Genomic DNA, 26,946 nt, shown 5'->3' with positions numbered 1-26,946 from the left:
TGCGTCGCCGTTCAATCTCAGGCTCGGCGCTGAGACTGCGTGCAGCCGAGGTTTGGAGGCCGCATGGACGCAGTCAGGACGAGCGACCTGGCGCTGATTCAGTTACCCCGTTGGGGGCGGGTCGTTGCGTGGTCGGCCGCCGTGCCGTGGCTGGTCGTCGATCCCTCCAACAGTCCTGTAAAGCCGGTGGAGGTGTTCCTGGCGGACTTCACCGCGCGAGGCAACGCGGCAAGCAGCGTACGCAGCTATGCGTTCGACCTGTTGCGGTGGTGGCGGTGGCTGCTCGTTGTCGACGTGCGGTGGGATTTTGCGACGTCGGCGGAGACACGAGGGTTTGTCCTCTGGCTGACCGCGACGGTCAAACCGCGGCGCAACGCTCGGACGGCGTCTGCGACGACGGCGGGGCACGTCAACCCGATCGCCCGGAAGGCGTCCCTTGGCAATCAGTATCAGGCGCGGACTATCCGGCATAGCAACGCCGTGATCCGGAGCTTCTACGAGTTCTGGTTGGACGAAGGGTCACGGCCGTTGATCAACCCGATGCCGTTGGATGCTCGGCGTGGCCGGCGAGCGCCGGTATCTCTTGGCGAGCGACCGTCGAACGGAGCGCGTATCCGCTACAACCCTCGGCTGCCGAAGCGGCTACCGCGGGCCATGCCGGACCCGCAATGGGCGGCTGTGTTCGCGGCGCTGCGTTTGAATCGAGATCGCGCGATCGTGGCGATGGCGGTCAGTTGCGGGGCACGTCCCGGTGAACTGCTGGGACTGCGGGGTGTGGATCTGGACTGGGGTGAGCAACTGATCCGTGTCGTCCGGAAAGGCAGCCGGGCCGAGCAGTGGCTTCCGGTCAGCGCCGAGGCGTTCGTCTGGCTGCGGCTCTACATCGCCGAACTCGGTGACTTCGCGCCGCGTGATCCGTTGTGGCAGACATTGCGTCGTCGTGATCGCGGGGAAGGTCTTCGACGGCAGCCTCTGAACTATGAGGCCTACCGCGCGGTGTTTCGCCGTTTGAACGCTGCACTGGGGACGAACTGGACCCCGCACGACCTGCGCCACACTGCGGGGATTCGCATGTCGCGTGATACCCGCCTGTCAATGCGTGACGTTCAAACTGTCCTCGGGCACGCGCATCTGAGCACGACTGCGGACATCTACCTGATCGAAGACCACAACGTGGTCCTCCGCCGCGTCGCCGACCATCTCTCCGCAAGGTGGGACCACCGGCCACCGGCGGGAGGGGGTCGTCCGGCGCCACCATCGCGTCGTGCCGTTCTGGGCGCCCGGCGGACGCGCCTCACTACCGACGCTGCGCGAACACCTCGGCCCCGTCCACCTGGCAGGCGACTACCAGCTCGACATGCCCTCTCTCGCCGACGCGGCCTCATCAGGCGAACGGGCCGCCAGGCAGATTCTCGCGAGCCTGTCCCGCCCGGCTCACTGACGAAAGGAACCCATGCCTTCCCCACAGGCTCCCGCCCGTCAGGCGGACCGGCTCTACCATGACCTCCTGGCCCCCGCCCAGACCCGCGAACTCCGCGACCGGGTACGGAAGATCGCCGCCGACGTCGTCGCCCCCGTCGCACGCCGAATCGCGAACGGGGACGAACGCGTCGACGGCTTCCCGCGCGACGTCTTCGACGGTCTCGCCTCCGCCGGCCTGTACCGGGTGCCCTTCACCGCCGAGGTCGGCGGGGACGGCCTCGAGCATCCGGTCACCGCGACCGCCGTCGCGATCGAGGAGCTGGCCTACCACTCCAGCAGCATCGCGGCCGTCTTCGACGTCCACTGCATCCTCGCCGGAAACGTGCTCACACACGGCACCGCCGCCCAACAGCAGCGGTGGCTGCGTCCGGTGGCCGAAGGGACCATGGTGGGCGCCTTCGCCACGACGGAACCGGAAGCATCGTCCGACCTGAGCCCGCAGGCGATCCGGACGGTCGCCGTCCAGCACGGCGACACCTGGATCCTCAACGGCCGCAAACGCTGGATCTCCAACTCACCGGTCGCCGGATTCATCGTCACCCTCGCCCGCACCGGCGACCGGCTCTCGATGTTCATCGTCGACACCACGCTGCCCGGAGTCCGAGTCGGCGAACCCGACCAGAAGATGGGCAACCGCGGACAACTCACCGCCGACGTGTGGTTCGACAACGTCGAACTGACCACTGATTCCTTGCTCGGCGGCGAACAGGGACACGGGCTCCGGCACGCGCTCGCCACCCTCACTCTCGGCCGGATCGGCATCGCCGCCGCCGGTGTCGGCATGGCGCAGGCCGCGTTCGACCACACCGTCGCTCACCTGTCGACCCGCGAAGCGTTCGGCCGGAAGCTGGCTGCCAACCAGCACTGGCAATTCCTCATGGCCGACCGCGCCACCGAAATCGAGAACGCCCGCAACCTCTATCTCAAAGCCGCCCTGCGCCGCGACGACGGCGAGATCTTCCCCGAGCCGGAAGCGTCGATGGCCAAGTTCTACGGCAGCCGCCTCGCTGTTGACATGGCCCGCGACGCCGTCCAGGCGTTCGGCGGCCTCGGATTCGCCCGCGAACTCAGCGCCGACGGCACACCGGGCCCGGTCGAGGCGATCTACCGCGCGACAGCAAAATCGGTGAGATCTACGAAGGCGCCAACGAAATCCTGAAATGGGTCATCGCCCGCGGCATCTTCGGCAAGGAGATCACCGGATGAACCGCACCGGCCGCACCCTGCTCATGTCCGGCGGCAGCCGCGGCATCGGCCTCGCGATCGCCCTCGCCGCCGCCCGCCGCGGCGCCAACGTCATCCTGCTCGCCAAGACCGACACCCCGCACCCCCGACTGACCGGCACCATCCACGCCGCCGCCGCCGAGATCGAAGCCGCCGGAGGCCAAGCACTCGCCGTCGTCGGCGACGTCCGCGACGAGACATCCGTGCAGCAAGCCGTCGAACGAGGCGTGGACCGGTTCGGCGGCATCGACATCGTGGTCAACAACGCGTCCGCGCTGGCACTCGACGGCACCGACACGCTGACGATGAAGCAATTCGACCTGATGACCGACATCCAGCTCCGCGGCACCTACCTGCTCACCAGCAAAGCCCTCCCCCACCTGCGCGAGGGAACCAATCCACACATCCTCTCGCTCAGCCCACCCCTCAACCTTCCCCCCGCCTGGCTCGGCGCGCACCCCGCGTACACGATGGCCAAATACGGCATGACACTCCTGACCCTCGGCTGGGCCGCGGAATACGCCGAACACGGCATCGCGGCCAACTGCCTCTGGCCCGAGACCTACATCGCCACCGACGCGGTGAAGAACATCCTCGGCGGCGACACTGCGATGGACAGAGCACGCTCACCCGAGATCGTGGCCGACGCCGCCGTCAAGATCGTCGAACGCCCCGCGAAAGCCTGCACAGGCAACACCTTTCTCGACGTCGAGGTCCTCCGCGAGGCCAGAGTCACCGACCTCTCCACCTACAGCGGCAAGGCGGAAATCGAGTACGACATCTTCGTCGACCGACCACGATGACAACCACGCTGCCGAGCGGAATCAACGCACGCGCCACGACCGGCCAATAACGATCAGCTCACTCTCGCAACAACGTGGCGGCCGATTCCGAGCTCAGCGACCGAGCACCAACGGGACCTCCCTCCATCGACTCCCGCCGCGGTCATTGGTTCCCCCTCGATCGTTCCTATGCCAACCACGGAACATGCGTTCGATACCCGTGCACACCGGGTCGAATACCGCACATTCGAATATCTGCGTTGCACCAGTAGTGCTTGACATAACACCAGGCAGTGAACCTGACACCACCCCGACCAGTGAACCACGCGCACGGACTGGCATGGTTGACTCGACTTGGTAACACGCTAGGCCGTAAGAGTGACCTGGGAGGCATAGTGGACGAACCCGACCTGACCGGCGTGACCGTGTACGAGGCCTCCGACAAACCCCCTCGGCGGCGGCCGGTCGTACGTCCTGCCCGACGACACCACCTACTACTGGCCCTTCGGCGGCACCCCTCGCCCTGCCCTCGTCCCTGCCTCCCCGCTGCGCGACATGCCGACCTGGATCGAAGTGCCGAGTTAGACCCGCGCCCGAGGGCTCTGTCCGCCTGGCGCACACCGCTCTGTCGCACGACGGCCATTCGCGCCGAAATCACGATCCAGCTCGACGCCCGCCCGAACTCCGCCAGCGCATCGATCTGAACCGTCCCCAGCCCGCGTGCGCGACGACGAAGGCTATGACCGACGAGGCACGGCGGGGCCGCCAGTCCGCCTTTGCCGTCGAGCTCGACGTCCGTATGGGCGCTCAGCTGTAACACGCTCAGCAGCGCACCCGAGTGTTCCTCGTATTCAGACGGCAACAGGAACGGAGCTGGACGTGACAGGAAACGACGCGAAGTGTTCGGAATCGATGCCAGCCAACTTCCCGATCCCGCTGGCTCTGATCGCGGGCTCCCCGGTCGTGGTGTCGGTCCCCATCGCGCTGTCGAACATCGGCAGCTGGGCGACTACGACACCGATCTTGATCGTCGTTCTGCTGCTGCTGATCGTATATACGGTTCAGACATTCGCTCTCTGAACCGGGTCCGCTTTAGCTAGTCAACTAGCGCTGGGAGATGCCAGCTAGCGCCTGTCACGTGCCCTTACTCTTCGGCAGGCTTGTTTTCGTGAGGGGAGTTCAGGATCTCGTCGCGCAGCCGGGCCAGGACTTCAATGTTGTGCCGCATCACACGCGGGTCGTAGTTGTGGTTCTTCTTCAAGGCCGCGATTTTGCCGAGTACTTCCTCGTCGGTCAGGTGCGCCAGCCATGCCGACACCTGTTGGCCGTTAGGGAAGTCGTAGATCTGGCCGAGGTGTTCGACTAGGTTGATCCGCGCTGATGCGGCACTAAGACGTCGCGTGTAGCGGCTCGCAGCTGACGTCGACGATCCCGCAGCTACCGCACGGCGTTCATCCTGGTGTCCGACACTGATCTCGTAGCGCGCGGGAAGTGGCGGCTGGGGCGGTTCCGATCCTGTAATCAGGCGTGGTAGCGCCTGGCAGCGGACCCACTGGGAGATCTCGTCGAGCTCCTGCATGAGTACGGGCCACCGATCCGTGCGTGGTCTGTTGATCCCGATTGTCGGAAACAGGGTGACGGGGACCTTGGTTCCGATCGGGGTCTCTGCGATGACGTCGCCCACACATAGTGGTTTCTCGGGTTGTTTCGGTAGGTCCTCGATCGAGCGGGGCACCTGATCGTCACGGTACATGGCGGCCAAGCGAACGGTCGTGACCGCCGGGGTCCTGTGTTTCGCGTGGTTCGTATGGAGAACCAGACGAGCCAGCGGGTGCATCTGAGGTTCCGCCGGGCGTTGGAAGGGCTGCAGGCCGGCTACGCGCCGAAGAAGTTCGCTTCCCGCTCTCAGTGACAAAGGTCCGTGCCTCGCCCGATTCTTCCTCCATTTCTCGAACTTCTCGTACGTGTGCGACGCGGGCATCTCCACGAGCTGAGCCGCCTTCTCGTCGAGTGGCGCACCGTCTGCGAACTCGACCTCGGCGAACAGCGCGTGCTCGAGCGCGGCACGCAACGCAACCAGGGCGTCAGCCACCAGCAGCGGCACCTTGCGGGGGATAGGGGCCACGCGAACCACCACAGTCCGACTGACAGGCCCAGCCGGCACCTCGCGCAGGCCGAACACGCCGTCGGACTGCGTGTGGTACTCGAAGAGTAGATCGCTGATCTGCTCGATCAACTCGTCCGCGTGCGCCAGCGTCGCCGCGACGCCGAGATGACGCTCAGGAAGCCAGTCGTAGGTCGAGTCCACCACTCCGCGATCGTAGTCGGCCATCGCCGCGGATGCGCTCTTCATCCACACCGCCGAACCATCACTCAGACTGAAGGGCGGAAGGAACCCAGCGATCGCCGGACACCGGGCGTATCGCGCCCATCGGGGCGACGAGGGAGCGTTTCGGGGTGGCGGCCGGCCACTGCGGCCGGTTACCGGCATTGCCCCCGGAGTCGATGTTCGCGGAAACAGGCGTCCCTGGTCGCCTGCCAGTCCTGACTGCATCCGCTTTGAGCGGCGTTGTCTCGAGCTTGGTCGCTGTCGCGGCGTTCAGTGATTCGAGCCTGACGTCGTCATTTGCGTAAGGTTCGACGCGAGTTTGATGGGGTCATTGTTCTCTGCTCGCGAACATCGGAGCGCGAACCGGCAGCGTTGCTAGCACGGTTCGCGCCTCGACACTGAACGACGGTTTGCTAGTTGTTCTTCATGAGGAGTGTGCCGTACTCAGCCACGGTCATCGGAGGACAACGAATATAGGATCGGTTGCCGATCGACGTCCAGTTCGGGGGCTCCCGGTCAATTAGTTCGCCGCCAACCAGAGCCCTACAAACCACTGTTGCCTTGTAGTGACCTGTGCCTGAATGACAGACGCCCTCCCAGCCCTCCCAGAGCCTGGCGCGATGATCGACGCAATCCTCCGGCCACGGCCGGGGCGACACTGCTGGCCGAGCCTGAGATTCTGCCGTAGATGCTACGGAGACTGCTGGGGAGAGCAGGCCAACAGACGCCACGGCCAAGCCAGAAAATAATACATTTACCCAAGTTCTCGTCATTGCAAATATCTCCATTCCTGGCTCATTTTAACGAGTTTCGTTATTTGCGGATTCGTTCCAGGTTGCATATACGGCTTTCTCGGTTCCTCGGCAATATGCCAACGACGACCCGATTTGCCGCCACGGGCCATGTCGGTGGATTAGCTTCCCTTCATCATTCCTGCAGACAGCGATTGCCTGCCACGACCCGCCGTTGTGCTCAAAGCACCAAGCTTCCGTGTAGTCTCTCGGTTGAACCTTTGCCTGACAGTTGGTCGGCCACCCCATTACTATTGTGGCACCTTGCGATTCAAGATTTCGATAAGCTTCCTCGGATTGCCCGGTTCCCGCCGAAGCCCCAGCGGGGCCAGCAATGGCCATAGTTAGCGCAAATGCCGAAGTCGCTCCCGTCAGAATTGCACGTTTCCTCATATGACTCGAACTCCAAAGTGCATTTGGAATCCTTCACTCAAGAGAGTCGTGAACTTGCGTTAGCGACAGTATTCACAGCTGCTCGCAGAAAGCTTGCAGGAAGCTCGCAGAGTTTGCGAATAACCCTCGCCGGGCGCGCGCTGCTCAGTCTGGCCGAACGACTGGACTTGCCGCGCCCGCTCCTGCAGCGCATCAGCGACACCATCGACGTCGACCGCGACCAGCGCCCGGAAATCGGCGACGGCTGGGTCACCGCCGGCCTGCTGGCGATCCACTCCACACTGCACGACCTCGCCCCCCCGACGACGAGGAAGAGGATGCCGTCACGCCCCGCCCGGCACTGCGCGTCGTCACGGACAAGGAGGCACAGCCCAGCCCGTGGTGGCATCGCTTCGTCAACCGCGGCCGCTGACCCGGCTCAATCCGCCCTGAACGCACGAAAGCCCCCGGCCGAACCCGGCCGGGGGCTTTCGGTTAGTTGTCGATCTAGTATCCGCGGCTTGCCAGTTCGGTGATCACGGCGGCGAGCCGCTGACGGTCGTTTCCTGATCCGGGGGGCTCGGCGGGGCGTGGCGTCACTCGCCGTTCCACATGACGAGGTGGTTGGCCTCGCCGCTGATGTGGATGGCGGCGTCGTGGTCGGGATCGCGCAGGGTTTTTCGGTTGCTTTCGGGCACGAGGTGCAGTTTTCCCGCTTGGGAGAGCCGTTTGAGGTGTTCGTCCTGGGCGGCTCGGCTCACGCCCCGCTTGTCGAGACGGGGCCGCGGTCGCGTGTTACGGCAATGCCGCCCGGGTGGTGCCGAGATCGGCGAGGAGGTCGCCGTGTTCGTTGACGCGGTCGAGGACGTCGTCGGCGGTGAACACCAGCTGTGCTGGGCGGCGGCAGGCGCGGACTTCGTCCCAGGTGATCGGAGTGGAGACGGTGGGGTGGTCGCGGCCGCGTAGCGAGTACGGGGCGACGGTGGTCTTGGCGGGGTTGTTCTGGGACCAGTCGATGAACACCCGCCCGGTCCGCTGGGCTTTGGCCATCACCGCGGTCACCCGGTCCGGTGTCTCCCGGGCCAGGCGTTGGGCGAGTTTCTTGGCGTACGCCGACGGCGCTGCAGCGTCGTCAGTGGTGATCGCGCAGTAGAGCTGCATGCCCTTCGAGCCGGACGTCTTCGCCAGCGGCGTCAACCCATCCTCAGTCAGGGCGTCGTGCAGTCGTTCGGCGACGCGGCAGCAATGCACGATCGAGGTTCCCGGCCCGGGGTCGAGGTCGAACACCAGCCGATCCGTCACACGCCGGACGCCTCTGTCACTAACGGTCCATTGTGGAACGTGGAGTTCGAGGGCGGCCATGTTCGCCGCCCACACCACGGCGGCGAGTTCGTCGAGCAACGCGTAGGTAATCGATTCACCGGAGCCGCGTGTGCCGCTGCGGGCGATCCTTACGGTCGGCAGCCAGTCCGGCGCACCGTGCGGGACATTCTTTTCGAAGAACTGGTCACCGCCGACCCCGTCGGGGAAGCGGATGAACGTCACCGGGCGCCCGGCCAGATGCGGCAGCAGGACCGGGGCGATCCGGGAGTAGTAGTTGATGACCTCACCCTTGGTGAACCCGTCCGGATACAGCGGCTTGTCCAGGTTGGACAGGGTGAGCTTTCGGTCCCCGGCCTGGACGGTGATCCGCGGTCCCGCCGGTGGCGCTGCGGCCGCGGGTGGTTTGTCAACCGGCGCGGCGCCTTTCGCCCGGCCGACGGTGGGGCCGCGGGAGGAGACGGACGGTGCGGTCTCGGCGGCACGCGGGTGTGAACGATGTGGGAGGAGCACGCCGGCGGGTTTCTTGTCATCACGTAGCCCTCGCCACGCGGTGTGCCGCAGCCGGCCACCGCCACGGGTGAACTGCCGGAACACCACCTCCCCGACCATCTCCGGCCGCACCCAGTGGGCGCGGGCGACATCGGCGCGCGGAGGCGTGACCGCGAACGGATGCCGCTTCCGTTCCAGCACCTCGAGCCGGGCCTGCAGCCGGCCGCGTTCAGCCTCGGTGAACCCGGTGCCGACGTCACCGATGTAGACGAGATCTCCGGTGTCGGAGTCGTGAGCGCCTAGCAGCAGCCCGCCCATGCGGCCAGCGATCCGTCCTTGTCCCGGCCGGTATCCGCAGATGATCACCTCGGCTGTCTGGATCAACGGGTGTTTCAGCCACGCGTCGCTACGGCGGCCCGGGGCGTAAGCGGCGGTGCGGAGCTTCGCGACCAGGCCCTCGTGGCCACTGGCCTTTACGTGCTCGAGCAGCTGCCCCGGGCTCCGGCGATCAGCGGCGAGTTCGATGAACGTGAAACCGCGCACCACCTCCACCCGGTACGGATCCGGCATCGGCAACTGGGTCAGCTGCCACCGTCGCTCGTCATACGGCTCAGCCAGCAGCGACGTACCACCGAGCTGCAGCAGGTCGAAGGCCAAGAACCGCACCGGCACGTCCTCGGACGGCTCATTACGGCGCACAGAGCTGCGGTAAGTTCGATAACGGCCGCGGCGCTCCTGCAGCAACCCGAAGTCGATCTGCCCTGCCTCGTTGTAGACGACGATCTCACCATCGAGCACGGCACTCCTCCCGTTCAGCGCCTCGGTGAGGACACCGAGGAGGTCTGGGAACTCACCGGTGAAGTCGATCCCGTTACGGCTTGTCAACACCGTGGTGCCATCGGTGGCGATCCTCATGCAGGCCCGGTAGCCATCGAGCTTGTACTCGTATGCCCACTCCGCCCCCTCGCGCAGCCGGCCCCCATCCGGCTTGGCCAGCATCGGCTCCACCCACCCCGGAACGCCCGATCCGGCGTCGCCCCGGCCGCCTGCCGACTTCCGCGCCATCATGAGCTCCCGTCACCAATCAGACCAGGACGAACCACTCGACCGAGGCCCTTGCAACGACGGTAATTCGAATGGCCTAAACACGCCTGATTTCGTCGCCAGTCCGGGTGAGACCACCGGTTTTCGCCCACAACCCCGAGTACGACTGTTACATGCGCATGCTGGGATGCGACATCACAGCGACGACGAACCACGGAGGTGTGGCCTGTGCGGCCTGATCGAACCGTCGAGCTGCGCTGGGCGAGCGCTGCTCGACGACGGCGCCACGGTTCACGTCTCCCCCAAGCTCGCCAGCTTCGGCATCGACGAACGCCGCAGTATCGTCCCCCACGTCCTGGACTCCTTCGCCGCATGACGCCGGGCAGTCTTCAAATTCGTCGCCTCCACCCTCGCCGACCTCGACCGCATCGCCGATCTAGCCGAAACCCACCGCCTCGCCCCCGATCTGGGTCATGCCCGAAGGCGCCAGCGACATCGAGATCGCCGCCCGGACCCGGGACCTCGCCGGCGCGGTCGCCGCCCGCCGCTGGAAACTCACCACCCGCCTGCACATCCCCGCCTTCGGCGGCGCCCGCGGCCGCTGGCGACAGCAACAGCAGCGCAGGCCCACGTTCGAGTGGCCCACTCCGGGGAAGCTTGGCGTCACCGTTCCGCGCAACGACACCTTGTACAGTCCTGGCCGTCCCCGAGCGCTCGCATCGTTGACGGCGAGGTGCCGGTTGTGGTCACCGCAGCCGCGAGAAATACGACACGGACCCGCCCAACGCCGCGAACGCGTAAACACAGCCGAAAGCGTCCCGTGCCGATCTCTGACCCCGACATCCGCGCCGCCGTCACCACCTACCTCAAACACCACCCCGACGACGCGGCAGCCTTGATCGAGCCGCTCGCCCAGCTCGACCAAGGCTCCGGCTTCGCATCGCGCCGCACCTTCCCCATGCACGTCACCGTCGGCGCGCTCCTGGTCCGCCGCAACACCCACATCCTGCTCATCGACCACCGCGCGTACCGGATCAAACTCCAACCCGGCGGCCACCTCGAACCAATCGACAACGACTTGACCGAGGCGGCGCTCCGCGAACTGACCGAAGAAACCGGTGTCGACCCACAAAAAATCACGCTAACCTCGACGATCCCCGCCTATATCGAGTACGGCGCAGTCCCCGCCAGGCCAACGAAGAACGAGCCGCCCCATTTCCATCTCGACATCGGGTACACCTTCACCACCACCCATGCTGAGATCCAACAACTACAGGAATCCGAGGTAACCGGCGCGTCCTGGCTCACCTTGGCCGACGCCGAACAGCAACTCGGTAAACGCATCAACCGAGCCAGGAACATGCCCGCTCAGATCGGTTGACTCCAGGCCCGATCCCTGCGCACCCCGAAGCCAGCGCCGAAGCCGATCTCAGGACCACACGGGAGAACCGCACCCGATTCGCCGCCGCACAACGCACCATCGCGCTCCGGTGGCTCGCCGTGCTGTGGAGACAGCGTGGTATGCGAGGCGAAAACGTCGGCGCGCAGTACGAGCGGGGTCGCGCGAACCCTCAGCTGAGTCACGACCGGCTGTCGCCCGCCAGCGACATCAGTACGGATACCGCGTCGACGCCGGCGGCGAATCCGTGTACAGGTCGCCCAATCGTGGCAGAAGCAGAGTTGGCACACTGCTTCAGCAACCCCGCGCCGCGCCGGGGTGGACGGAGGAGAGATGGCTTACCTGGGCAGCTACATCGACAAGGCCGTACAGTCCTGGGCCAAGGACTTCGCCGAGGAAAACGGTCTGACCGACCTTCCTCGTTTGTACTGGAGCGTTGCCCTCTTCGACCGCGAGATACGGGCGTCTCCCTACAATGAGAGCTCCCCTTCGATTACATCGGCGACGATTGCTCGATGGGCGACGGCACTACATCTGGTTCACGTGCCGTCGACGAGCCACCTCGACGTCGGGAAAATCATCTATCGAGGAAAAGTAGATCAATGGAAGATCCAGATCTCCGCCGTCACCGACAAGGCCGCTAACAACCGCGCTTTGATAGAATACGAGGCGAACAATGCGAACTAATCATGGCTTGTCGAAAGTTTGAGGTCGCGAGCAGCTGAGAAAGCCCGCCGAAGCGAGTTCTCGAAATTCCGGCGCAGTTTCTCCTCATCTACGACAGTTCCGAAAAATCGACGGCGTTCGAATTCGTCATCCTGTGCCCGTCCGCTCTCCAGCTGCTCTTTCTTAGCGTCGACGGGCCGCTCATCCCGTTCGGCGCTCCGTCAGGGCAGTACCCGACATTTCTCTCTGACCTGGATTCTCTCACCACCGGCTCGAACCCCCTCCTAGCCAGGCTCTATCCCGGGGATGGGCCCCGTCTGGCCACGTTGCCCTGCGATCTGGTCTGGGCTACGACCCGGGCTGCTGAAGCGAACGACTGCCTATCGCCACGGCGGGGACCTTCACAGTTGCCGGTGGTCGACTGGCCAGAGACTTCCGGTGAGATTCGTGGCGCCCCAGAGCGCACGCGTGCCCACGCCGCGGTCGTCGACGGCGGGGACGTGCGCTCGTGCGGCCACACGGGCGGCCTGGCGGAATACGCGCTCAGCGCGTCGCTCGGTCCGCTAGGCGAGCAGGTCTGGATCCTGACCTGGCTGCGCGACGACCGCGAGACGTAAAGGAACGCATTCCTCGCGTACGGAGATTTGGCGTCCAGATCTGTCGGCGATTTCGTATCAGCCGGGCATGTCGATTAGTTGGGCGATCTCGGCGGTGGTGCGGGGTGTGGGGTGTTGGTAGAGGTCGAAGATGCGACCTGTGTGCTGGGTTGGGGGGTGGTCGGTGAGGGCTTGTGCGCCGAGGGCGCGGATGGTGCTGAGTGCGGCGTTGAGCGGTAGGGCTCCGGCGGGGGTGGCGGTGAGAGCTGAGACTGTCGGGGCGGTGAGGGCGATGGTGGCCCAGTCGACGGTGGTGAAGGCCTGGAGGGGGATGTGGTCGTCGAGGACGTCGGTCAGGGCGAGGCGGATGCCGGTGTGGCCGGCAGGGAGTTCGCGGAGCCGTCGGAGCACGGCAGGTTGTCCGGTGAGGGCGTGGGCGGGAACGGCGAGCTGGAGGCGTCCCGGCTGTATGCCGCTGTCGGCGGCGAGGGTGGTGAGGGTGTCCAGCAGGGGCTCGTCGTGCACGGTGCTGCCCGGCAGGCTCAGCAGCAGGGTGGGCGCAGTGTCGCGAGCGGCCGCCCATATGACGACGTCGTCAGCCCCACGGGTGAGAATATGCGGGAGTGCCGCGGCCAGGAGTCCGGTGTGGTCGGCGAGGTCGGTGATGTCGCACAGGTCGCGGCGGGTCTCGTCGGGACTTAGCCAGTAGGGCTGAGGGCGGACGGCGGCGAGCCGGCCGTCGGCGGTGTGGATGGGCTGGTAGTCCATGTGCAGGGTGCCGGTGTCGAGTGCGGTGGCGAGTTCGGCGAGGAGTTCGAGCCGGTGGTGGTCGTCGCGGCCGGGTTGGTGTGCGGGTGGGTCGGCGTGGATCCAGGGGGCGCGGTGGTCGTCGGTGTCGTGCAGGGCGCGGCGGGTGCGGCGCAACAGGTCGTCGAGGGTGTCGGCGGGGTGAGCTTCGGCGATACCGATGCGCGGTCGCAGGCGGATCTGGTGGGCGTCGATCCGGACGGGATCCTGGAGCCAGTCGGAGAGTTGTTTGACCAGGTGGATCACGGTGGTCCAATCGGTGAGGTCGTAGAGCAGCACGAGGACGTCGTCGCCGTGGCGGCCGACCAGCTGCCGGTGGCGGGCCGGGTCGTGCACACCGCGGATCCGCGCGTGTAGCTGGCTCAGCAGCCGGGCGCGCAGGTCGTGCGGGAGGACGTGGTCGAGGTGGGCCCAGCCGGTCAGGCGGATGGTCAGCAGTGCCGCGGGTTCTGGGGTGTCGGTGAGGATCCGGCGGGTCTGCTGGGCGAAGGCGACTTCGGTGAGCAGGCCGGTGGTGGGTTCGATGTCGATGCCGTGTTCCAGTGCCCGCACGAAGGTGACGTTGCTCAGCACGACAGTGACATCGCCGTCTTCAACGTGGTCGTGGTCGCGGCCGATGGTCGCGGTGGCCCACCGCGGTGGTTGCTGGGCGTCGGCACGGATCCGGAACTCGGTGGTCACCTGGGGAAGATCCGGCAGGCCGTGATGGTTGTCGCGAGGCAGCGTGGCGAGCGCGCGGCGGAGCTCCTCGGCGTCCTCGTCGTAGAACGCCAGCTCTGTCACCGGGGCTTCGCGTAGTTGGGCGAGCGGTCGGCCGAGCAGGGTCACGGCTGCGGAGTTGGCGTCGATAATCTTTCCGTTTTCGTCGAGGCGCAGGACCGCGGTGATGGCGCTGGTGACCGCCGCACGGAACCGGCGGGCCCGGGTGCCGTCACCGGTCACGGCCAGCCCCAGGTTCAGCACCGCGGAGGTGAGCGCGGTCTGGTCGTCACGGACCCGCTCCTGCAGCCCTTCGGCGAAGCCGCTGCTGAACTCCCCCACCACCCGGGCTGTGACCGCGCGGCGGGCGCGCGGGGTGAACTCGGCGGCCAGGTCCGACAGCAACGACACACACAGCCCGAGGTTGTCGGCGCTGAGCCGGTGACCGTGGGCCAGGTCGTAGCCGATCTCGGTGGGACTCGCCCACTTCCCTGTCGGTGTCAGCATCTTGCCGGGGTCCGGGACCGGTGCGCCGAGCGCGGCCAGCAGCGCGGCGGTCCAGCGGCCGAACAGGCGCTCGGCATCCGCGCGGTGCAGTGCCAGGCAACTCGTGGCAGTGAGCGTGCGGTACCAGCGGCGGCCGAACTCGAGTGCGTCGTCGACGGTGAGCTCCAGGCCAGGCTGCAGCGGGTTGGCCGCCTCCGCCACCGCCGCGGTGATCATCGCCTCCACGTCCGGGTCGCTGATCACGGGGTCGGCGCTGACGTCCCATTCCGCGGTGATCGGTGCCTCGAGCGCATCCACCACGACCGGCGGTTGCTCGACACAGGCCCGTGGATCGGGTCGGTTGGGCGGGTTGTGGTGGTGGTCGTCGCTGGGCAGGGGCGCCGGTGTAGTCATCGATCCGTCCCTTCGCGTCGGGTGCCGTTGCCGGAATCAGGTGCGTAGATCTCGCGCGTCAGGTCCTTCTTCGCGCGGGAGATGTAGGACCGGACGGTGGCGCAGCTGACACCCAGGTATTCGGCGATGTCCTCCAGGCGCCAGCCCTTGTCCAGGAACGTCAATGTCAAGCCGAGGTGACGGGGAAGGCTGCCGAGCGCGTGCACGAACAGCATGCGCTGGCCCGGCCGCAACGGCGTCCAGGACCCGACCGGTGCCGACTGGCCCGACGCGGGCTGGGATTCGTCGATCTCGGCGTGGCCGAAGTTCTTGTCCCGCAACGCGTCTACAGCCTTGTTCCGTGCCACTCGGTACAGCCAGGGCAATTTCTCGCCACGGATCGTGTGCCAGTTGACATACAGCGCGAGCAGCGCCTCGCCGACGACGTTGTCGTGATCCACCATCGGCGCGGTCCGGCGAACGAACTGGGTGAGCCCGGCGCGTTTCTCGCTGACGATCATCGAGCACTCCAGGTAGTCCTGCTCTGTCCACGGTGGACGTGCCGGCGGGTGAGCCGAGTCGGTCACTCGACGCCCTGCGCATGCGGCGGTCCCAGCACGACGGTCAGCACGACGCCCGGAGCGATCAGCCCCACACCTGCCACCTGCGCGGCGCCGAGGTTGGTGCTCAGGCCGCGGAGAACGCGGGTCAACACCCGGGTCTGGATCATCGCGACCCACCACGCCAGCAGCATCGTCGCCACGCACCGCCCTGCTCGGGCCAAGCCGGGCCGGGTATGGCCCCAGCCCATCGCGGCGAACGCCGCGATGATCAGCAGCGGTGACCAGTTCGGGGACATCTCGGGGTTTTCCTTTCATCGGGATCTGAGTCGACCGGCCCGCCCGGGGGAAAGCGTGCCGGCACCTGTTACTCGGCAAAACCGGCTGATATTGATCTCGTATCCCTCGAAAGAACACACACCACCCCGAACGAATGAACACGACCGCCGCAACGCCACCGAACCGCGCAGGCTTCTCACTCGGGTCGGTGACGCCCTTCGGCCATTCCCGCGACCGCGGGACACTCGCCGGCAACCCCCTGCCTGGAGGATGCAACCGGCAACTTGCCGTTGCTAGCCTCAAACTTCGACGAAAGGAGCACATGTGCCGGACGAGAACGCTCCCCCGGCGCAACCTCCCCTCGATCCCGAGAAACCCAGCATCGCCCGCACCAACGACTACCTCCTCGGCGGCTCCTTCAACACCCCCGTCGACCGCGCCTTCGCCGAACGCATCCTCCAAGTCCTCCCCGCCGCGCGCACGATGGCTGTGGACAACCGCAACTTCCTCTACCGCGCCGTCACCTACCTCGTCGAGCACGGTGTCCACCAGTTCCTCGACCTCGGCTCCGGCGTCCCCACCGTCGGCAACGTCCACCAGATCGCCCGCCAGCACGCGCCTGACGCAGCTGTCGTCTACGTCGACAACGACCCCCTCGCGGTCGCTCAGAGCCGGCGCCTGGCGGCCAGAGAGCCCACCACCACTGTCGTTGTCGAGGCTGACCTTCGACGCCCTGCCGCCGTCCTCGGACACCCGGCGGTCCGCGGCGTGCTCGACTTCACCCAGCCCATCGCGGCGCTGATGATCGGTGTCCTGCACTTCATCCCTGACCACGACCAGCCCGGCGACATCGTCGCCGGCTACCGCGACGCGCTCCCACCAGGCAGCTATCTCGGCTTATCCCACCTGACCGTCGACACCGCCTCAGCCGAGCTTCGATCCCAGGTGCACCGTTGCATCGCGGAGTACCGCCACAGCACCCACTCCCTGGTGGCGCGCACTCGTAGCGCCGTCGCCAGCTGGTTCACAGGACTGGAAATCGTTTCGCCGGGCGTCACCGTCACCCACTCCTGGCGGGCAGCGGGTGATGCCCCCGCCAGCCCCGACCACGACCTCGTCCTCGGCGCCGTCGCCCGCCTGCCGTGACGGTCGCGAAGTACTCCGCCACCGCGGGCGGAAGAAGCGGGGGTTCCGCGCTTGTCCGTCACTTCACGACGACCCGCCACACCCCTCGTTCCGCACACGATCATGAACGAGGCTCGCAAAGCCACGCCGTTGCCCGATCGGGTAATTGAGGACGGTTCCGGTGGCGAATCTGCCAGGGATCCGATGTCCACGATTGGAAGTGTCCACCGAGGCGAGGGGCCTTGATGAAGCGGTGCTTCAACCCCAGCGAGTACATGCTCAGCCCCCAAGTCCGCTCGTGGATTGGTGACTTCGCGGAGATCGTAATCCGGCACCACTCCTGCGCAAACGTGCGGGGTAGTGCCTGCTCACCGTTCGATCCCCGCGTCGGTGGGCACCAAGAGGACTTCTTCGACCAGATGCTCGGCCCGCACCGATGCGACAACCTGGCCGAATACCTGGGAAAGCACAATTCGTGGATCGACCCACCCACTCTTGGCGGGGAATGTTTGGCCGAGGGGCAGGAATTCGCGGTACCGGACATGATCACGCACCGGGCACCCCCTGACCCAGGCGAGTTCTACGAAGTGAAGCCGAACTCGGCCGATGGAAAATACAAGGGCCGGCGCAAGGTTGAGGTGTTCAACCAGACCATCGCCCGCCACCACCTGCCTTACGTCGCGGGGACCCGCTACGACGTCGACGAGAAGCGCCTTCTGGTGCACGGATACCACTGGCTGGGGCAGTATCGGCTGTTCCTGCACTGGTGGCGCGCCGAACCAGGATTGCTTCTCTACGAGTTCTGTTTCGAATTCGATTCCGTGCTGGAGAATGTCCCGGAGGAGCTCATCAGGGCAATCATCATCGCGATGATCCTCGTCGTCCTTGCCGCGGGTTTATCGCTCCCTTGGCCACGCTCTCGATCAGATCGGCCGCATCGCACCGTCCCCGTTGATGGCGACGATGGGCCCGCCGGACGGGATCCCTGCCATCGACGACGTGCGCGGGTTCTGGTACGTGTGGTCGCTGGCCAACCACCGCGCCATGCGGCAAGGCCGGACGTTGCCGATGTTCGCGGCCATGGTCGTCGGCAGCGACCTGCCGGAGGCTTGGGAACCAGGTGACTCACGGCCCTGGCAATGGGACCAGCGCACGATGGAGTCGATCGGCGATATCGCACCCGACGGGCGTTTCGTGCCCGAGGGTGACGCGATCCGGGCGCTGGAATTGGACGAGGTGCTGGGCTGGACCGAACCACTGGAAGCCAACCCGGACTCGCGGGCGGCCGTGGAGGCACTGGCCGCGACCGGCCTCTTCCTTGATGAGACCGGGGAACCCATCGACGTCGAACGCACGATTGTCGAGGCTTTCGGAACCTACCTCGCGGCCGCGGCCGCTGGTTCGAAAAGTCCGTCGCTGACGGCTCCGAGGACGAGCCCAGCGCCTAGAGCCGATCATGGAGTGCGGCCATTGCCGGCGCCGCGGGCGTCGCCGACATCCGTCCTGGACTCGCCCTTGCCAGCGAAGGGAAGAACCCGAGGGCGCGTGGCGTCGTACCCCGCCCGCGGCCACCTTCCCGGAGACATGACGAGCAGCGCTATCGACCTCGGCACGGCGCGGGTCCCTGACACTTCGCAACTTCCAGCACCTGAGCGGTACCTAATCACGAGTCGGCACGAGAGATCCGCGTGCGACGCAGAGCCCGGGCCGCGCCCTCGGTTCCTGCTGCGACTTCCCGGTTAAGCAGCTCCAACATCCCCTGCTCGGCAGGCACATCAGGCAGTCGCGCGGCGGCGTAAAGGTCGCCGTTGTCGGCGAGTTGGCGCAACTGCTTCAGGTCCCCGCGCTCGGCCAGAAGACGCACCAAGACGTCGGCGGCGTGATCGTCGCCGAGGTCGGCGAGTTCACGCAGCCCGCCACGAAACGCGAGGCCCACTACGTCCTCGACGAGATCCTCGGCAACGCCACCGACATCCCGATCACCGAGCACGCGACCGACACCCACGGCGTCACGCTGGTCAACTTCGGGCTCTTCGACCTGCTCGGGCTCCAGCTGTCGCCCCGAATCAGGGACCTGGGCAAGATCACCCTCTACCGGGCCGGGGCGAAAGCAGCGGCCGAGTCGGCGTTCCCGCTGACCGGGCCGCTGCTGACCCGCAAGCTCAACACCGACCTGATCGCCGAGCACTGGGACGACCTGCTGCGGCTGGCCGGGTCGCTGAAGTTCGGGCACGCCACCGCGTCCCTGCTGGTCGGGAAGCTCTCGGCGTCCGGGCGGCAGAACGCGCTCGCCGCCGCGCTCAAGGAATACGGGGCGCTCCGGCGCACGGTCTACGCCGCCCGCTACCTGTCGGATCGGGCGTGCCGGCGGAAGATCTCGCGGCAGCTGAACAAGGGTGAGTCGCTGCACGCGCTGAAGCGGGATCTGCTCTACGCCCACGAGGGCATGGTCCGGGCGCGGCACCTCGAGGGCCAGACCGAGCAGGCGTGGTGCCTCACGCTCGTGACGAACGCCGTGGTCACCTGGACGACCGAGTACTACGGCCTGGCCGTCGAGCAGATGCGCGCGGCCGGACGCCGCATCGACGACGAGGTCCTGGCCCACATCACCCCGGCACACAGCGAGAACATCAACTTCTTCGGCGCCATCGAGGTCGACATCGACGGCGAACTCGCCCAGCTCGGCCCCACCGGCTACCGGCCGCGGCGCGTGCGCGACACCCTCTTCTGACAGCCCTCGACCGACGGTGGGTAGCCGCGTGTCCCCGGATGGTGGCGCGCGCGGCGGGAGGGTGAGGATGTCGGGATGGATCTGGATGTTCAGGCGGGTGTGCTGCCGTTCGAGGGCGGCGACCTTCTGCCGTTTCTGCTGTGCGAGTTTTCCCAGAGCGGGCGGTGACCGGAGCCGAACCGTATTTCGGTCGGAAAGAGGGGTCGTTCGGCTCAGGTTATGGGGCGAGCAAAGCACGCAGTCTTTGCAGAGCGCTGTGTCCGCGCGCAGCGACCGTGTGAAGACCGTGGCTATCAGCAGCTCGGAGGACCCGTTGGAGTTGATGCGGGAGCCGTCGTTGCTCAGCTGCGCGGAGCGCGCCATTGAGTACTTCGGTTGCGCCGGTGTGGTCTCCCATGGCGGCCAGGGTCTCGCCGTGGGTGACGTGTTCGATGACCTGCCATTGCGGGGCCGCGGCGTCGGCCGCTGCGGGTCGGGACAGGACGTGTAGGGCGTCGGTGGGACGGTCGAGGGCCAGCAGGCCGCGGGCGTGGATTTCGCGTAGCGAGAATGGGTTCAGCAGCATGCCATCGTGGTGCGCGGTGTCGTCGAGTACGCGGCGGCATTCGGTGATTGCGGCGGTGAAACGTGGTTCGTGGTGTGCTTCGCCGGCCGCGCGGGCGAGCAGCGCGAATGCGGTGCCGCGGTCTTCGGGCGTGGTGGCGATTGCGGTGGCGTGGTCGAGGCGGGCGATGGCGGCGGGAAGCCGTTCGGCTTTGCGGAGTTCGTTGCCGTGCATGCGCAGGGTGTGCCCCAGAAAGCCGGGGTCGTCCAGATGGCGGACGAGCAGGAGTGCTTTGCCGGTCCAGACAGCGGCGCCGGTGAGGCGTTCCTCGGGCAGGACCGTGCCCAGAGAAACGCCCAGAGATAGGCGACCGTGGGCCAGCAGCCGGAGGGTGTGCCGATCGAGGCGGCCTTCGGCGGCGCGTGCTTCGAGCCGCGCGACCAGTGGCCACAGCTCGTTCACGGCATCGACGGCGCGGCCGGCTTGGCGGGCGATGTCGGCCAGCCGGATGACGCTGTCGCCGAATTGGACGAGCGCGGCGAAGTCGGCGTCGTCGGGGTCGGTGACGCCGAGAAGGTGATACGGCAGGCCGAGACGGTGCGCCAGGTGCTGTCTGGCGCGGACCCCGTCGAAGGACCGCTTCCCTGTCTCGATCATCGCGATATAGGACTTGTCGTAGTCCAGCAGCTGAGCGAGGTCCTGTTGGGACAGGTCGTTGATGGCGCGGTAGGCGCGGAGGATGGTCGGCAGGTTTCGTGAGGCGAACGCCGTGGCGGCGGCGGGATCGGACCACATCCACACTGCCGGAGCGAGCCGCGGTGGTGCGGTGGTGAGAGAGGCGGTGCCGCTGCGGCAGGCTGGACACACCGCCGAACTGTCGAAGCCGCCGAGGCGGTGTCCGCAACGTTCGCACCGCCGGTCCACAACAGACCTACCCGACCGCACTGTCCGCGCCGAGCCGGGTGAACCAGGCCGCGATCGAGCGTTTGTAGCCGTCGGGCATGACCAGGTCCGGGACCTCGTCGGCGGTGAATTCGCCGACGCGCTTGTGTTCATGACTCAGGACAGGCGCAGCATCAGTGGTGGCACGGCAGCCGTAGGTCACGATGAACACGTTCTTCTTCGCCACGGTGATGTCGTACATCCACGAATCGAGGATCTCCACGACATCGACGCTGATCCGCGTCTCCTCGTAGATCTCGCGGGCCACGCATCGCTCCGGGGTCTCGCCGAGTTCGACGCGGCCGCCTGGCAGTTCCCACTCGCCGCGTTCGTTGTGCAGGAGCAGCACGCGGCCCGAGCGCACGACGACGCCTTTGATGGAGACCGGGTAGTCAGGCATCGCCGGCATACCTCCCTGCACAGGGGTGGACGAGGTGATCAGCACCGTAGCAGGCACCTGGCGCGACAGACCGCTGACAATCTGTCAGTGGACACCGACAGTGAGAGACCGGTTGTGTTGGAAGCCAGCCACACGACGAAGGAGGTGCTGGATGACCAAGCCGGGGCTCGCCGATCTGATCAGCTCGCCGCTGAACGTCCGCAGCCCGGACGCCACGGAGCGGATCACCGCGGCCCTGGCTGAGCACGGCGTCGCCGTGTTCGACGGTGTCAACGACCGAACGGCGCTGCTTCGCCTTGCCACCCAGCTCGGCTCGATCGCAACACATCCGCACAGCGATCCCAGTGGCATCACCACGATCACGACTCGACCGGGTCCGCTTCGCGCGGGCGCAGCCGCGTTCACTGACCGTGACCTGACGCCGCACACCGACCGCTCGAGCCTGCCCTATCCCCCGGCTCTGGTGCTGGCGGTATGTGCGCGGGCCGCACCTCGCGGCGGAGAGAGCCTCCTGGTCAACGGACGGGCGGTGCACGCGACGCTCTCGGCACAGGCACCCGAGGCAGTAGCGGACTTGGCCGGCGAGCGCAATGTGCTGTTCGGCGGCGCAGCCGGGCATCTCGGATCCGTCTTCGAACCCCAACCCGAAGGCCGCGTCGCGATACGCCTGCGGATGGACGAGCTGGCGCAGTTCTCCCCACGGACCCAGAGATGGCTTCCCCAGCTACGGCAGGCGATTCTCGACCACTCCGACGCGCTGGCGCTCCCCGCAGGACGTGGATACGTAGTGAACAACCGGTGGTGGCTGCACGGACGCCACCACTTCACCGGCGACCGGATGATGTGGCGGGTCTTGCTCGATCCCCCTCCGGGTCGCATTACTCCGGGATTTCTTCCCGAACACTCCAGCACTCTGCGCGACCATCGCCCGGCGACCGCCGACACCACGTAACTTTCAGGCCACAGCGCGGTATTCAGCTCTATCACCGCCATATCTGACCACTTTCCGTCACATCGACAGCGCCGTAAGCGTCACCGGTGTATGGACCCCGGCACCGCTGCCGGCAAGCGGAACCAGAGCCTGATTCTCTTTACCTGAACACGGAAAGTCCCATGCGATGACGACTTCTCACACCTACCGCATCGACCTGCCGAACCCAGTGCTGATCATTCTCGTCGGGTTGCAGGGATGTGGAAAGAGCACTCTGGCGTACCGGCATTTCGCGCCGACGGAGATCCTGTCGATGGACGATTTTCGTGCTCGAATGTGCAACGATCCAGCCAGTCAATCGAACAGCGCCGCAGCACGCAGGCACCTGCTTGACATTCTTCGTCAGCGCCTGCGAAACGGGGTCACCACCGTGGTCGATTCCACGAACCTCCGAACCGGTCAGCGTGGGGTACTTCTCGCCATAGCACGAGAATTCAGCGTCCCCACCGTGGCTGTCGTGTTCACGGCGAACGCCGAGTGGTGCCGGGAACGCATCGACGACCGGGCAAGCATCATCCGCGACGAGGTACTCGCGCAAAATGCTGTTCTGCTGACGCAAACGCTACGCAACATCGACCACGAAGGTCATTCCGCTGTATTCCTGCTCGGCGCGGAGCAGACAGGGTCGATCGTATTCAAGCACGCATGGCCCGTCGATCCAGACCCGGGCCGCTGGTTCGAGGTCGAGCAGGTTCGCCCAGTCAACTGGGCCTACCGGTGCCCTGCCGACGAACTCCGGCGCCACCCCACAGTCCTCGCCGAACTCCGGCCGACTCGAGTTTTCCTCGCCCGTGTGGCCGCAGATCTTGCGGTGGCCGCGCGCACCGCGTCAGCCATCCCGGAGAACCTGCCACGGTCCGGCACCGAGGTGCGTGTCCGGCTACCCCACTGCCTTCCGATTCACCTCGTCGCTGGGACACGCGGCTGGGAGCGCCTATCGCCAGAGGCCGGGTGAACTACGCGGCTTGACGCGCCCGGCAGCACGGACCGCAGCGCCTTTGCGCATCGACCAAGCAACAGCCACGACGAAAGGACGAATGATGAGTCCTCAACCAGCGAGGATGACACGGGGCAGGGCGAGCGACCTGGCCCACGGTCGTTACCGCATCGGTGACGGCAGTTTCTCCTTTGCCGCGGCGCACCGCATCTCCAGCTTGCCCGCCGCGCACAAGGCCGCTCGCCGCCATGGCCACACCTTCACCGTCGACGTCGAACTCACCGACGCAGAACTCCAGGCTCCCGGCTTTGTCGCCGACTTCGCCGACCTCGCACCTGTCGGCGACTACCTCAAACGCGAACTGGACCACCGAGACCTCGACACACTGTTCACGTTCGATACCACCACGGACGCGCTCGCCCAGCACATCACCGCCTGGTTTCTCGCGCACATGCCCCCCGACTGCGGCAAACAGCTCCACGCAGTCCACGTCGCCATCGGCGCAAGCCCACGGGCTCAACAAGCCGACGAGGCGTCCTTCACGTTCGAGGCTGCTCACCACCTGAATGGACTGCCGAATGGGCACAAGTGCGGCCGGGACCACGGCCACTCTTACCGAGTCGACCTTCACCTGGCCCCGCGGACAGATCTTCGTCGCCGCACCCGCCTGTGCGCCCTCCTGGCGGCCTACCTCGACCAGTGCATAGATCACCGTGACCTGAACGGCGTGCTCGACTTCCCGCCGACGTCCGAACTGCTCGCCGAGTACCTGTACGCGTGCCTGGTAGATCGGGCCGGCGCCCGGGACGCCGCGTCCGTCCACGCGGTCCGCGTGTGGGAGTCGCCCCGCCGATGGGCGGAGTTCTCGCAGGACGAGCGGATCGGCCAGTGCTGAGCACACTGGCCGCCGACGAGTTGCTCGTCGCGGAGACGTTCGGCCCGACCGTGCAAGGCGAAGGACCCTCGACCGGACGCCGTGCGGTGTTCATCCGGTTGATGAACTGCAACCTCAGCTGCAAGACCTGCGATACCCCGTACACCTGGGACGGCACCCGCTTCGACCTGGACGCTGAAACCACCGTCACCTCGATCGGCGATCTGCTGGCGTGGGCGACGGCGCAGCCGGTCGACATGGCGGTGATCACGGGCGGCGAACCGCTGATCCAGCAGCGCCGCCTGACCGCGCTCGCACGGGGGCTCGCGGACGCCGGGCTGCAGGTGGAGGTCGAGACCAACGGCACGATCCCGCCCACGCCGGACCTGCTGGCGTGGGTGACCCGCTTCAACGTCTCCCCGAAACTGTCGACCTTCGGCGCCGGGATGCCGGTCTCCAGACGGATCAAGGGTCAGGTGCTCCGCCAGTTCGCGGTCAGCGGCCAAGCGGTGTTCAAATTCGTCGTCTCCACCATCGGCGACCTCGACGAGATCACCGAGCTCGTCGCCGACCACGAACTGGAGACGGTCTACGTGATGCCGGAAGGGCGCACCGCCGCCGAGATCACCCGGCGCCTGGGCGAGATCGCCGACGAGGCCATCGCACGGGGCTTTCACCTCACCACGCGGCTGCAGCTGCTCGCCTGGGGAGACCAGCGTGGCCGCTGACCCCGCCGCCCGCTGTCGCGCCGAGGTGCCGCCGTACGGCTCTCCCCGTGGCGTGCTGATCACCATCGAGGGGCTCTGGGGCGCAGGAAAGACCACGACCGCCGCCGCGTTGGGCGAGCGGCTGAACGCCGCCGGGTTCTCGACCCGCGTCCTGCACTACGGGCCCCGCCACGGCGTCGTCGAACGCCTGTCGAGCATGCTCGAGGGCGCGCCGTTGCGCCGCCGCGACGGCCTCGGTGGCTATGCCGAGCCCCACCACGCCACGGTCGACGTGCTGCTACGCCTGAGCCGGGAGGCCTACCACCACCGGATGCACTACCGGTCGGCCCTGGCCGAGCACGACGTCGTGATCGTCGACCACGGCGTGTACTCCAAGCTCGCCTACGCCCTGACGGTGCTGACCGAGCAACACCCCGACCAGGACCCAGCGCTACTGCTGGCGCACGTCCGGGCGGTCACCGACCCGTGGTTCCAGCACCCCGACGTCGCGCTGTGGCTGGACATGCCCTGGCCACTGGCCCGCGAACGGGCCGTCACCCGCGGCCACGGCGGCGGCAACCCCGGCTCAGTGGAGCGGCTGCTGTTCCTGCCCCACTTCGCCCACGCCTACCGCACGGTCACCGCCGCGCATCCCGACCGCGTCCGGCGCATCCGGGTCGGCGTGCGGAGCACGGCGAGCGTGCTGGCCGAGATCGACGAGCTGCTCTCCCCCGTGCTGCACACCCAAACAGGAGCCCTGCGATGACCGAAAACCGGATCCCCGAGGTACTGCTGTTCTCCGCCGGCCTGGACTCCTACCCCGCCTGGCACTACCTCGGCCGCCCGCCAGGCCTGTACTTCGACCTCGGTCACCGCTACGCCAGTCAGGAACGCGCCGCCATCGCCGCGCTCGCCGACGCCGCCGGAATCAAGGTCGAGATCAGCGACGAACTCCGGCTCGGAGCGTGGGAAGCCGAGGACGCGATCATCCCGCTGCGCAACGTGCACCTGGCGATGCTCGCCGCCAACCGCGCGGACACGGTGTGGTGCGTCGGCGTCAAGGGCGACCACACCCTCGACAAGAGCCCCGGCGCGTTCGCCGACATGGACCGGATCATCGCGCGCTTCTCGGGACAACAGGTCCGGGTCGACAGCCCATTCTGGGACATGACCAAGACCGAGATCGTCGCCTGGTACCTCGCGCAAGGCCTGCCAGTCGAGCACCTGTTACTGACATTTTCCTGCAGCCGCACCGACAACAGCACCGTCCACTGTGGCCGGTGCCCCAGCTGCCTGCGCCGCTGGACGTCCCTGGCCAACAACGGCGTCGAGGCCGAGTTCGAGCAGCAGCCCTGGACCTGGGATCGGGTCCGCGAGTTCTACGTCCCGGCCATGCGCGACGGCCGATACCCCGACCACCGCGCGCAGGAGTTCTTCGGCGCGCTGGCCACCGTCGGCACGGCCGTGGCGAGCTGACCAGCCCTGCCGACCCGAACGAGGAGCACTCCATGAAGGCCTACATCGCCGCACCGCTGTTCTGCGACGCGGAGAAAGCGTTCAACCTCCAGGTCGACGCCGCGGTCCGCGCCCTCGGCCTCGCCACCTTCCTGCCCCAGCGCGACGGCGGCGAGGCCGCCCCGCTGGTGCGCCAGGGCCTGGACGAGGACACCGTCCGGCGCCGGCTCTACGAGCTGGACTGCGCCGCGATCGCCGAGTGCGCGATCTTCGTGTTCATCCTCGACGGCCGCGTCCCCGACGAGGGCGGCTGCGTGGAGCTCGGCATGGCCCGCGCCCGCGGCGCGGACTGCTTCGGCCTGCAGACCGACTCGCGCCGCTTCGGCGGCACCGACTCCAACAACCTGATGATCGACTACTCGCTCAACGGCGGCATCGCCCACTCGATCGACGAACTCAGCACACTCCTGCGCACCCACGTCGACGCGCTCACGCCGACCCCCTGAGCAAACCTGTCCA

Annotated in this window: 27 protein-coding genes and 1 pseudogene; 18 read left to right on the top strand and 10 right to left on the bottom strand. The window is 66.8% G+C overall.

Going from position 1 to position 26,946, the window contains the following annotated elements:
* Positions 1–63 precede the first annotated feature (63 nt).
* The 4 genes from ACLJQ7_RS02335 (at position 64) to ACLJQ7_RS02320 (ending at position 4,568) form a co-directional block, all read left to right on the top strand.
* Positions 64–1,503 carry a tyrosine-type recombinase/integrase gene (locus ACLJQ7_RS02335; RefSeq protein WP_410646440.1) on the top strand — a complete coding sequence of 480 codons (1,440 nt, stop codon included), beginning with the start codon at positions 64–66 and terminating at the stop codon, positions 1,501–1,503.
* Complete coding sequence (locus tag ACLJQ7_RS02330) at positions 1,454–2,641, top strand: acyl-CoA dehydrogenase family protein (protein WP_410646439.1); 1,188 nt, start codon at positions 1,454–1,456, stop codon at positions 2,639–2,641. The genes ACLJQ7_RS02335 and ACLJQ7_RS02330 overlap by 50 nt, the downstream gene beginning before the upstream one ends.
* 43 nt (positions 2,642–2,684) lie before the next feature.
* Positions 2,685–3,509, top strand: a complete 825-nt coding sequence (locus ACLJQ7_RS02325) for an SDR family oxidoreductase (RefSeq protein WP_410646438.1) — start codon at positions 2,685–2,687, stop codon at positions 3,507–3,509.
* An 858-nt stretch (positions 3,510–4,367) separates the two neighbouring features.
* Complete coding sequence (locus ACLJQ7_RS02320; protein ID WP_410646437.1) at positions 4,368–4,568, top strand: hypothetical protein; 201 nt, start codon at positions 4,368–4,370, stop codon at positions 4,566–4,568.
* A 64-nt stretch (positions 4,569–4,632) separates the two neighbouring features.
* Here the strand turns inward: ACLJQ7_RS02320 and ACLJQ7_RS02315 are convergent, their stop codons facing one another.
* The 4 genes from ACLJQ7_RS02315 to ligD form a co-directional block, all read right to left on the bottom strand.
* The gene (locus ACLJQ7_RS02315; RefSeq protein WP_410646436.1) at positions 4,633–5,841 is read right to left on the bottom strand and encodes a hypothetical protein; all 1,209 of its coding nucleotides are present in this window, start codon (positions 5,839–5,841) and stop codon (positions 4,633–4,635) included.
* Positions 5,842–7,060: 1,219 nt separating this feature from the next.
* Entirely contained in the window at positions 7,061–7,276 is a 216-nt protein-coding gene (locus ACLJQ7_RS02310) for a hypothetical protein (RefSeq protein ID WP_410646435.1), read from the bottom strand.
* Positions 7,277–7,576: 300 nt separating this feature from the next.
* Positions 7,577–7,741 (bottom strand): hypothetical protein, encoded by a 165-nt coding sequence (locus ACLJQ7_RS02305; RefSeq protein ID WP_410646434.1) that lies wholly within the window; start codon positions 7,739–7,741, stop codon positions 7,577–7,579.
* Positions 7,742–7,775: 34 nt separating this feature from the next.
* Positions 7,776–9,857: a DNA ligase D gene (gene ligD / locus ACLJQ7_RS02300; RefSeq protein WP_410646433.1), complete on the bottom strand. Its 2,082-nt coding sequence runs from the start codon at positions 9,855–9,857 to the stop codon at positions 7,776–7,778.
* Between the two features lie 166 nt (positions 9,858–10,023).
* On the opposite strand from ligD, the gene ACLJQ7_RS02295 reads away from it, so the two are divergent.
* Positions 10,024–10,212, top strand: a complete 189-nt coding sequence (locus ACLJQ7_RS02295; protein ID WP_410646432.1) for a hypothetical protein — start codon at positions 10,024–10,026, stop codon at positions 10,210–10,212.
* Positions 10,213–10,272: 60 nt separating this feature from the next.
* Here ACLJQ7_RS02295 and ACLJQ7_RS02290 read toward each other — a convergent pair whose 3' ends face one another.
* Positions 10,273–10,395 (bottom strand): hypothetical protein, encoded by a 123-nt coding sequence (locus tag ACLJQ7_RS02290; protein WP_410646431.1) that lies wholly within the window; start codon positions 10,393–10,395, stop codon positions 10,273–10,275.
* A 261-nt stretch (positions 10,396–10,656) separates the two neighbouring features.
* Between ACLJQ7_RS02290 and ACLJQ7_RS02285 the strand changes: the two genes are divergently transcribed.
* The 3 genes from ACLJQ7_RS02285 to ACLJQ7_RS02275 all read left to right on the top strand — a co-directional run bounded on the left by ACLJQ7_RS02285 (position 10,657) and on the right by ACLJQ7_RS02275 (position 12,518).
* Positions 10,657–11,217 carry an NUDIX hydrolase gene (locus ACLJQ7_RS02285; RefSeq protein ID WP_410646430.1) on the top strand — a complete coding sequence of 187 codons (561 nt, stop codon included), beginning with the start codon at positions 10,657–10,659 and terminating at the stop codon, positions 11,215–11,217.
* Between the two features lie 351 nt (positions 11,218–11,568).
* Positions 11,569–11,922, top strand: a complete 354-nt coding sequence (locus tag ACLJQ7_RS02280; protein WP_410646429.1) for a hypothetical protein — start codon at positions 11,569–11,571, stop codon at positions 11,920–11,922.
* Positions 11,923–12,314: 392 nt separating this feature from the next.
* Positions 12,315–12,518, top strand: a complete 204-nt coding sequence (locus ACLJQ7_RS02275) for a hypothetical protein (protein WP_410646428.1) — start codon at positions 12,315–12,317, stop codon at positions 12,516–12,518.
* Positions 12,519–12,575: 57 nt separating this feature from the next.
* On the opposite strand, the gene ACLJQ7_RS02270 is transcribed toward ACLJQ7_RS02275, so the two are convergent.
* From ACLJQ7_RS02270 to ACLJQ7_RS02260, 3 genes are all read right to left on the bottom strand, one after another.
* Positions 12,576–14,903, bottom strand: coding sequence for an EAL domain-containing protein (locus ACLJQ7_RS02270; protein ID WP_410646427.1), 2,328 nt, complete (start codon positions 14,901–14,903; stop codon positions 12,576–12,578).
* Entirely contained in the window at positions 14,900–15,403 is a 504-nt protein-coding gene (locus tag ACLJQ7_RS02265; RefSeq protein ID WP_410646426.1) for an RNA polymerase sigma factor, read from the bottom strand. Before ACLJQ7_RS02265 ends, ACLJQ7_RS02270 begins: the two co-directional genes overlap by 4 nt.
* A gap of 62 nt (positions 15,404–15,465) precedes the next feature.
* A complete protein-coding gene (locus ACLJQ7_RS02260; protein WP_410646425.1) occupies positions 15,466–15,741 on the bottom strand; it encodes a hypothetical protein in 276 nt (91 codons plus the stop codon).
* A gap of 304 nt (positions 15,742–16,045) precedes the next feature.
* Here ACLJQ7_RS02260 and ACLJQ7_RS02255 point away from each other — a divergent pair, with 304 nt between their 5' ends.
* From ACLJQ7_RS02255 to ACLJQ7_RS02245, 3 genes and pseudogenes are all read left to right on the top strand, one after another.
* Positions 16,046–16,867, top strand: coding sequence for an SAM-dependent methyltransferase (locus tag ACLJQ7_RS02255; RefSeq protein WP_410646424.1), 822 nt, complete (start codon positions 16,046–16,048; stop codon positions 16,865–16,867).
* Between the two features lie 224 nt (positions 16,868–17,091).
* Positions 17,092–17,970, top strand: a complete 879-nt coding sequence (locus ACLJQ7_RS02250; RefSeq protein WP_410646423.1) for a hypothetical protein — start codon at positions 17,092–17,094, stop codon at positions 17,968–17,970.
* 791 nt (positions 17,971–18,761) lie between these two features.
* Positions 18,762–19,577 (top strand): annotated as a pseudogene (locus tag ACLJQ7_RS02245) (Tn3 family transposase); the annotation flags it as partial.
* Between the two features lie 217 nt (positions 19,578–19,794).
* Here ACLJQ7_RS02245 and ACLJQ7_RS02240 read toward each other — a convergent pair.
* Together ACLJQ7_RS02240 and ACLJQ7_RS02235 are read right to left on the bottom strand one after the other, a co-directional pair.
* Positions 19,795–21,045: a helix-turn-helix transcriptional regulator gene (locus ACLJQ7_RS02240; protein ID WP_410646422.1), complete on the bottom strand. Its 1,251-nt coding sequence runs from the start codon at positions 21,043–21,045 to the stop codon at positions 19,795–19,797.
* A gap of 7 nt (positions 21,046–21,052) precedes the next feature.
* Positions 21,053–21,463 carry an NUDIX hydrolase gene (locus ACLJQ7_RS02235; RefSeq protein ID WP_410646420.1) on the bottom strand — a complete coding sequence of 137 codons (411 nt, stop codon included), beginning with the start codon at positions 21,461–21,463 and terminating at the stop codon, positions 21,053–21,055.
* A gap of 151 nt (positions 21,464–21,614) precedes the next feature.
* On the opposite strand from ACLJQ7_RS02235, the gene ACLJQ7_RS02230 reads away from it, so the two are divergent.
* The 7 genes from ACLJQ7_RS02230 (at position 21,615) to ACLJQ7_RS02200 (ending at position 26,933) form a co-directional block, all read left to right on the top strand.
* A complete protein-coding gene (locus ACLJQ7_RS02230; RefSeq protein WP_410646419.1) occupies positions 21,615–22,415 on the top strand; it encodes a TauD/TfdA family dioxygenase in 801 nt (266 codons plus the stop codon).
* A 166-nt stretch (positions 22,416–22,581) separates the two neighbouring features.
* Positions 22,582–23,409 carry an AAA family ATPase gene (locus tag ACLJQ7_RS02225; RefSeq protein WP_410646418.1) on the top strand — a complete coding sequence of 276 codons (828 nt, stop codon included), beginning with the start codon at positions 22,582–22,584 and terminating at the stop codon, positions 23,407–23,409.
* A gap of 106 nt (positions 23,410–23,515) precedes the next feature.
* Complete coding sequence (locus ACLJQ7_RS02220; protein WP_410646417.1) at positions 23,516–24,286, top strand: 6-carboxytetrahydropterin synthase; 771 nt, start codon at positions 23,516–23,518, stop codon at positions 24,284–24,286.
* Positions 24,280–24,993 (top strand): 7-carboxy-7-deazaguanine synthase QueE, encoded by a 714-nt coding sequence (locus ACLJQ7_RS02215; RefSeq protein WP_410646416.1) that lies wholly within the window; start codon positions 24,280–24,282, stop codon positions 24,991–24,993. Before ACLJQ7_RS02220 ends, ACLJQ7_RS02215 begins: the two co-directional genes overlap by 7 nt.
* A complete protein-coding gene (locus tag ACLJQ7_RS02210) occupies positions 24,983–25,738 on the top strand; it encodes a dTMP kinase (protein ID WP_410646415.1) in 756 nt (251 codons plus the stop codon). Before ACLJQ7_RS02215 ends, ACLJQ7_RS02210 begins: the two co-directional genes overlap by 11 nt.
* The gene (locus ACLJQ7_RS02205) at positions 25,735–26,448 is read left to right on the top strand and encodes a 7-cyano-7-deazaguanine synthase (protein WP_410646414.1); all 714 of its coding nucleotides are present in this window, start codon (positions 25,735–25,737) and stop codon (positions 26,446–26,448) included. The genes ACLJQ7_RS02210 and ACLJQ7_RS02205 overlap by 4 nt, the downstream gene beginning before the upstream one ends.
* Positions 26,449–26,480: 32 nt before the next feature.
* Positions 26,481–26,933, top strand: coding sequence for a nucleoside 2-deoxyribosyltransferase (locus ACLJQ7_RS02200; RefSeq protein WP_410646413.1), 453 nt, complete (start codon positions 26,481–26,483; stop codon positions 26,931–26,933).
* The last annotated feature ends 13 nt before the right edge of the window (positions 26,934–26,946 follow it).

Source organism: Amycolatopsis sp. cmx-4-54 (assembly GCF_046548895.1).
GTDB lineage: Bacteria > Actinomycetota > Actinomycetes > Mycobacteriales > Pseudonocardiaceae > Amycolatopsis.
The sequence above is the reverse complement of the archived record's forward strand: the minus strand, read 5'-3'. Positions and strand labels throughout refer to the sequence as shown.

Bases quoted from the DNA above. Each gene is read 5' to 3' on its own strand.
- ACLJQ7_RS02280 (WP_410646429.1), top strand. From the start codon at position 11,569: ATGGCTTACCTGGGCAGCTACATCGACAAGGCCGTACAGTCCTGGGCC.
- ACLJQ7_RS02330 (WP_410646439.1), top strand. From the start codon at position 1,454: ATGCCTTCCCCACAGGCTCCCGCCCGTCAGGCGGACCGGCTCTACCAT.
- ligD (WP_410646433.1), bottom strand. From the start codon at position 9,857: ATGGCGCGGAAGTCGGCAGGCGGCCGGGGCGACGCCGGATCGGGCGTT.
- ACLJQ7_RS02265 (WP_410646426.1), bottom strand. From the start codon at position 15,403: ATGATCGTCAGCGAGAAACGCGCCGGGCTCACCCAGTTCGTTCGCCGG.
- ACLJQ7_RS02200 (WP_410646413.1), top strand. From the start codon at position 26,481: ATGAAGGCCTACATCGCCGCACCGCTGTTCTGCGACGCGGAGAAAGCG.
- ACLJQ7_RS02335 (WP_410646440.1), top strand. From the start codon at position 64: ATGGACGCAGTCAGGACGAGCGACCTGGCGCTGATTCAGTTACCCCGT.
- ACLJQ7_RS02250 (WP_410646423.1), top strand. From the start codon at position 17,092: ATGAAGCGGTGCTTCAACCCCAGCGAGTACATGCTCAGCCCCCAAGTC.
- ACLJQ7_RS02325 (WP_410646438.1), top strand. From the start codon at position 2,685: ATGAACCGCACCGGCCGCACCCTGCTCATGTCCGGCGGCAGCCGCGGC.
- ACLJQ7_RS02295 (WP_410646432.1), top strand. From the start codon at position 10,024: ATGCGACATCACAGCGACGACGAACCACGGAGGTGTGGCCTGTGCGGC.
- ACLJQ7_RS02235 (WP_410646420.1), bottom strand. From the start codon at position 21,463: ATGCCTGACTACCCGGTCTCCATCAAAGGCGTCGTCGTGCGCTCGGGC.
- ACLJQ7_RS02260 (WP_410646425.1), bottom strand. From the start codon at position 15,741: ATGTCCCCGAACTGGTCACCGCTGCTGATCATCGCGGCGTTCGCCGCG.
- ACLJQ7_RS02315 (WP_410646436.1), bottom strand. From the start codon at position 5,841: ATGAAGAGCGCATCCGCGGCGATGGCCGACTACGATCGCGGAGTGGTG.
- ACLJQ7_RS02205 (WP_410646414.1), top strand. From the start codon at position 25,735: ATGACCGAAAACCGGATCCCCGAGGTACTGCTGTTCTCCGCCGGCCTG.
- ACLJQ7_RS02220 (WP_410646417.1), top strand. From the start codon at position 23,516: ATGACACGGGGCAGGGCGAGCGACCTGGCCCACGGTCGTTACCGCATC.
- ACLJQ7_RS02225 (WP_410646418.1), top strand. From the start codon at position 22,582: ATGACGACTTCTCACACCTACCGCATCGACCTGCCGAACCCAGTGCTG.
- ACLJQ7_RS02270 (WP_410646427.1), bottom strand. From the start codon at position 14,903: ATGACTACACCGGCGCCCCTGCCCAGCGACGACCACCACCACAACCCG.
- ACLJQ7_RS02230 (WP_410646419.1), top strand. From the start codon at position 21,615: ATGACCAAGCCGGGGCTCGCCGATCTGATCAGCTCGCCGCTGAACGTC.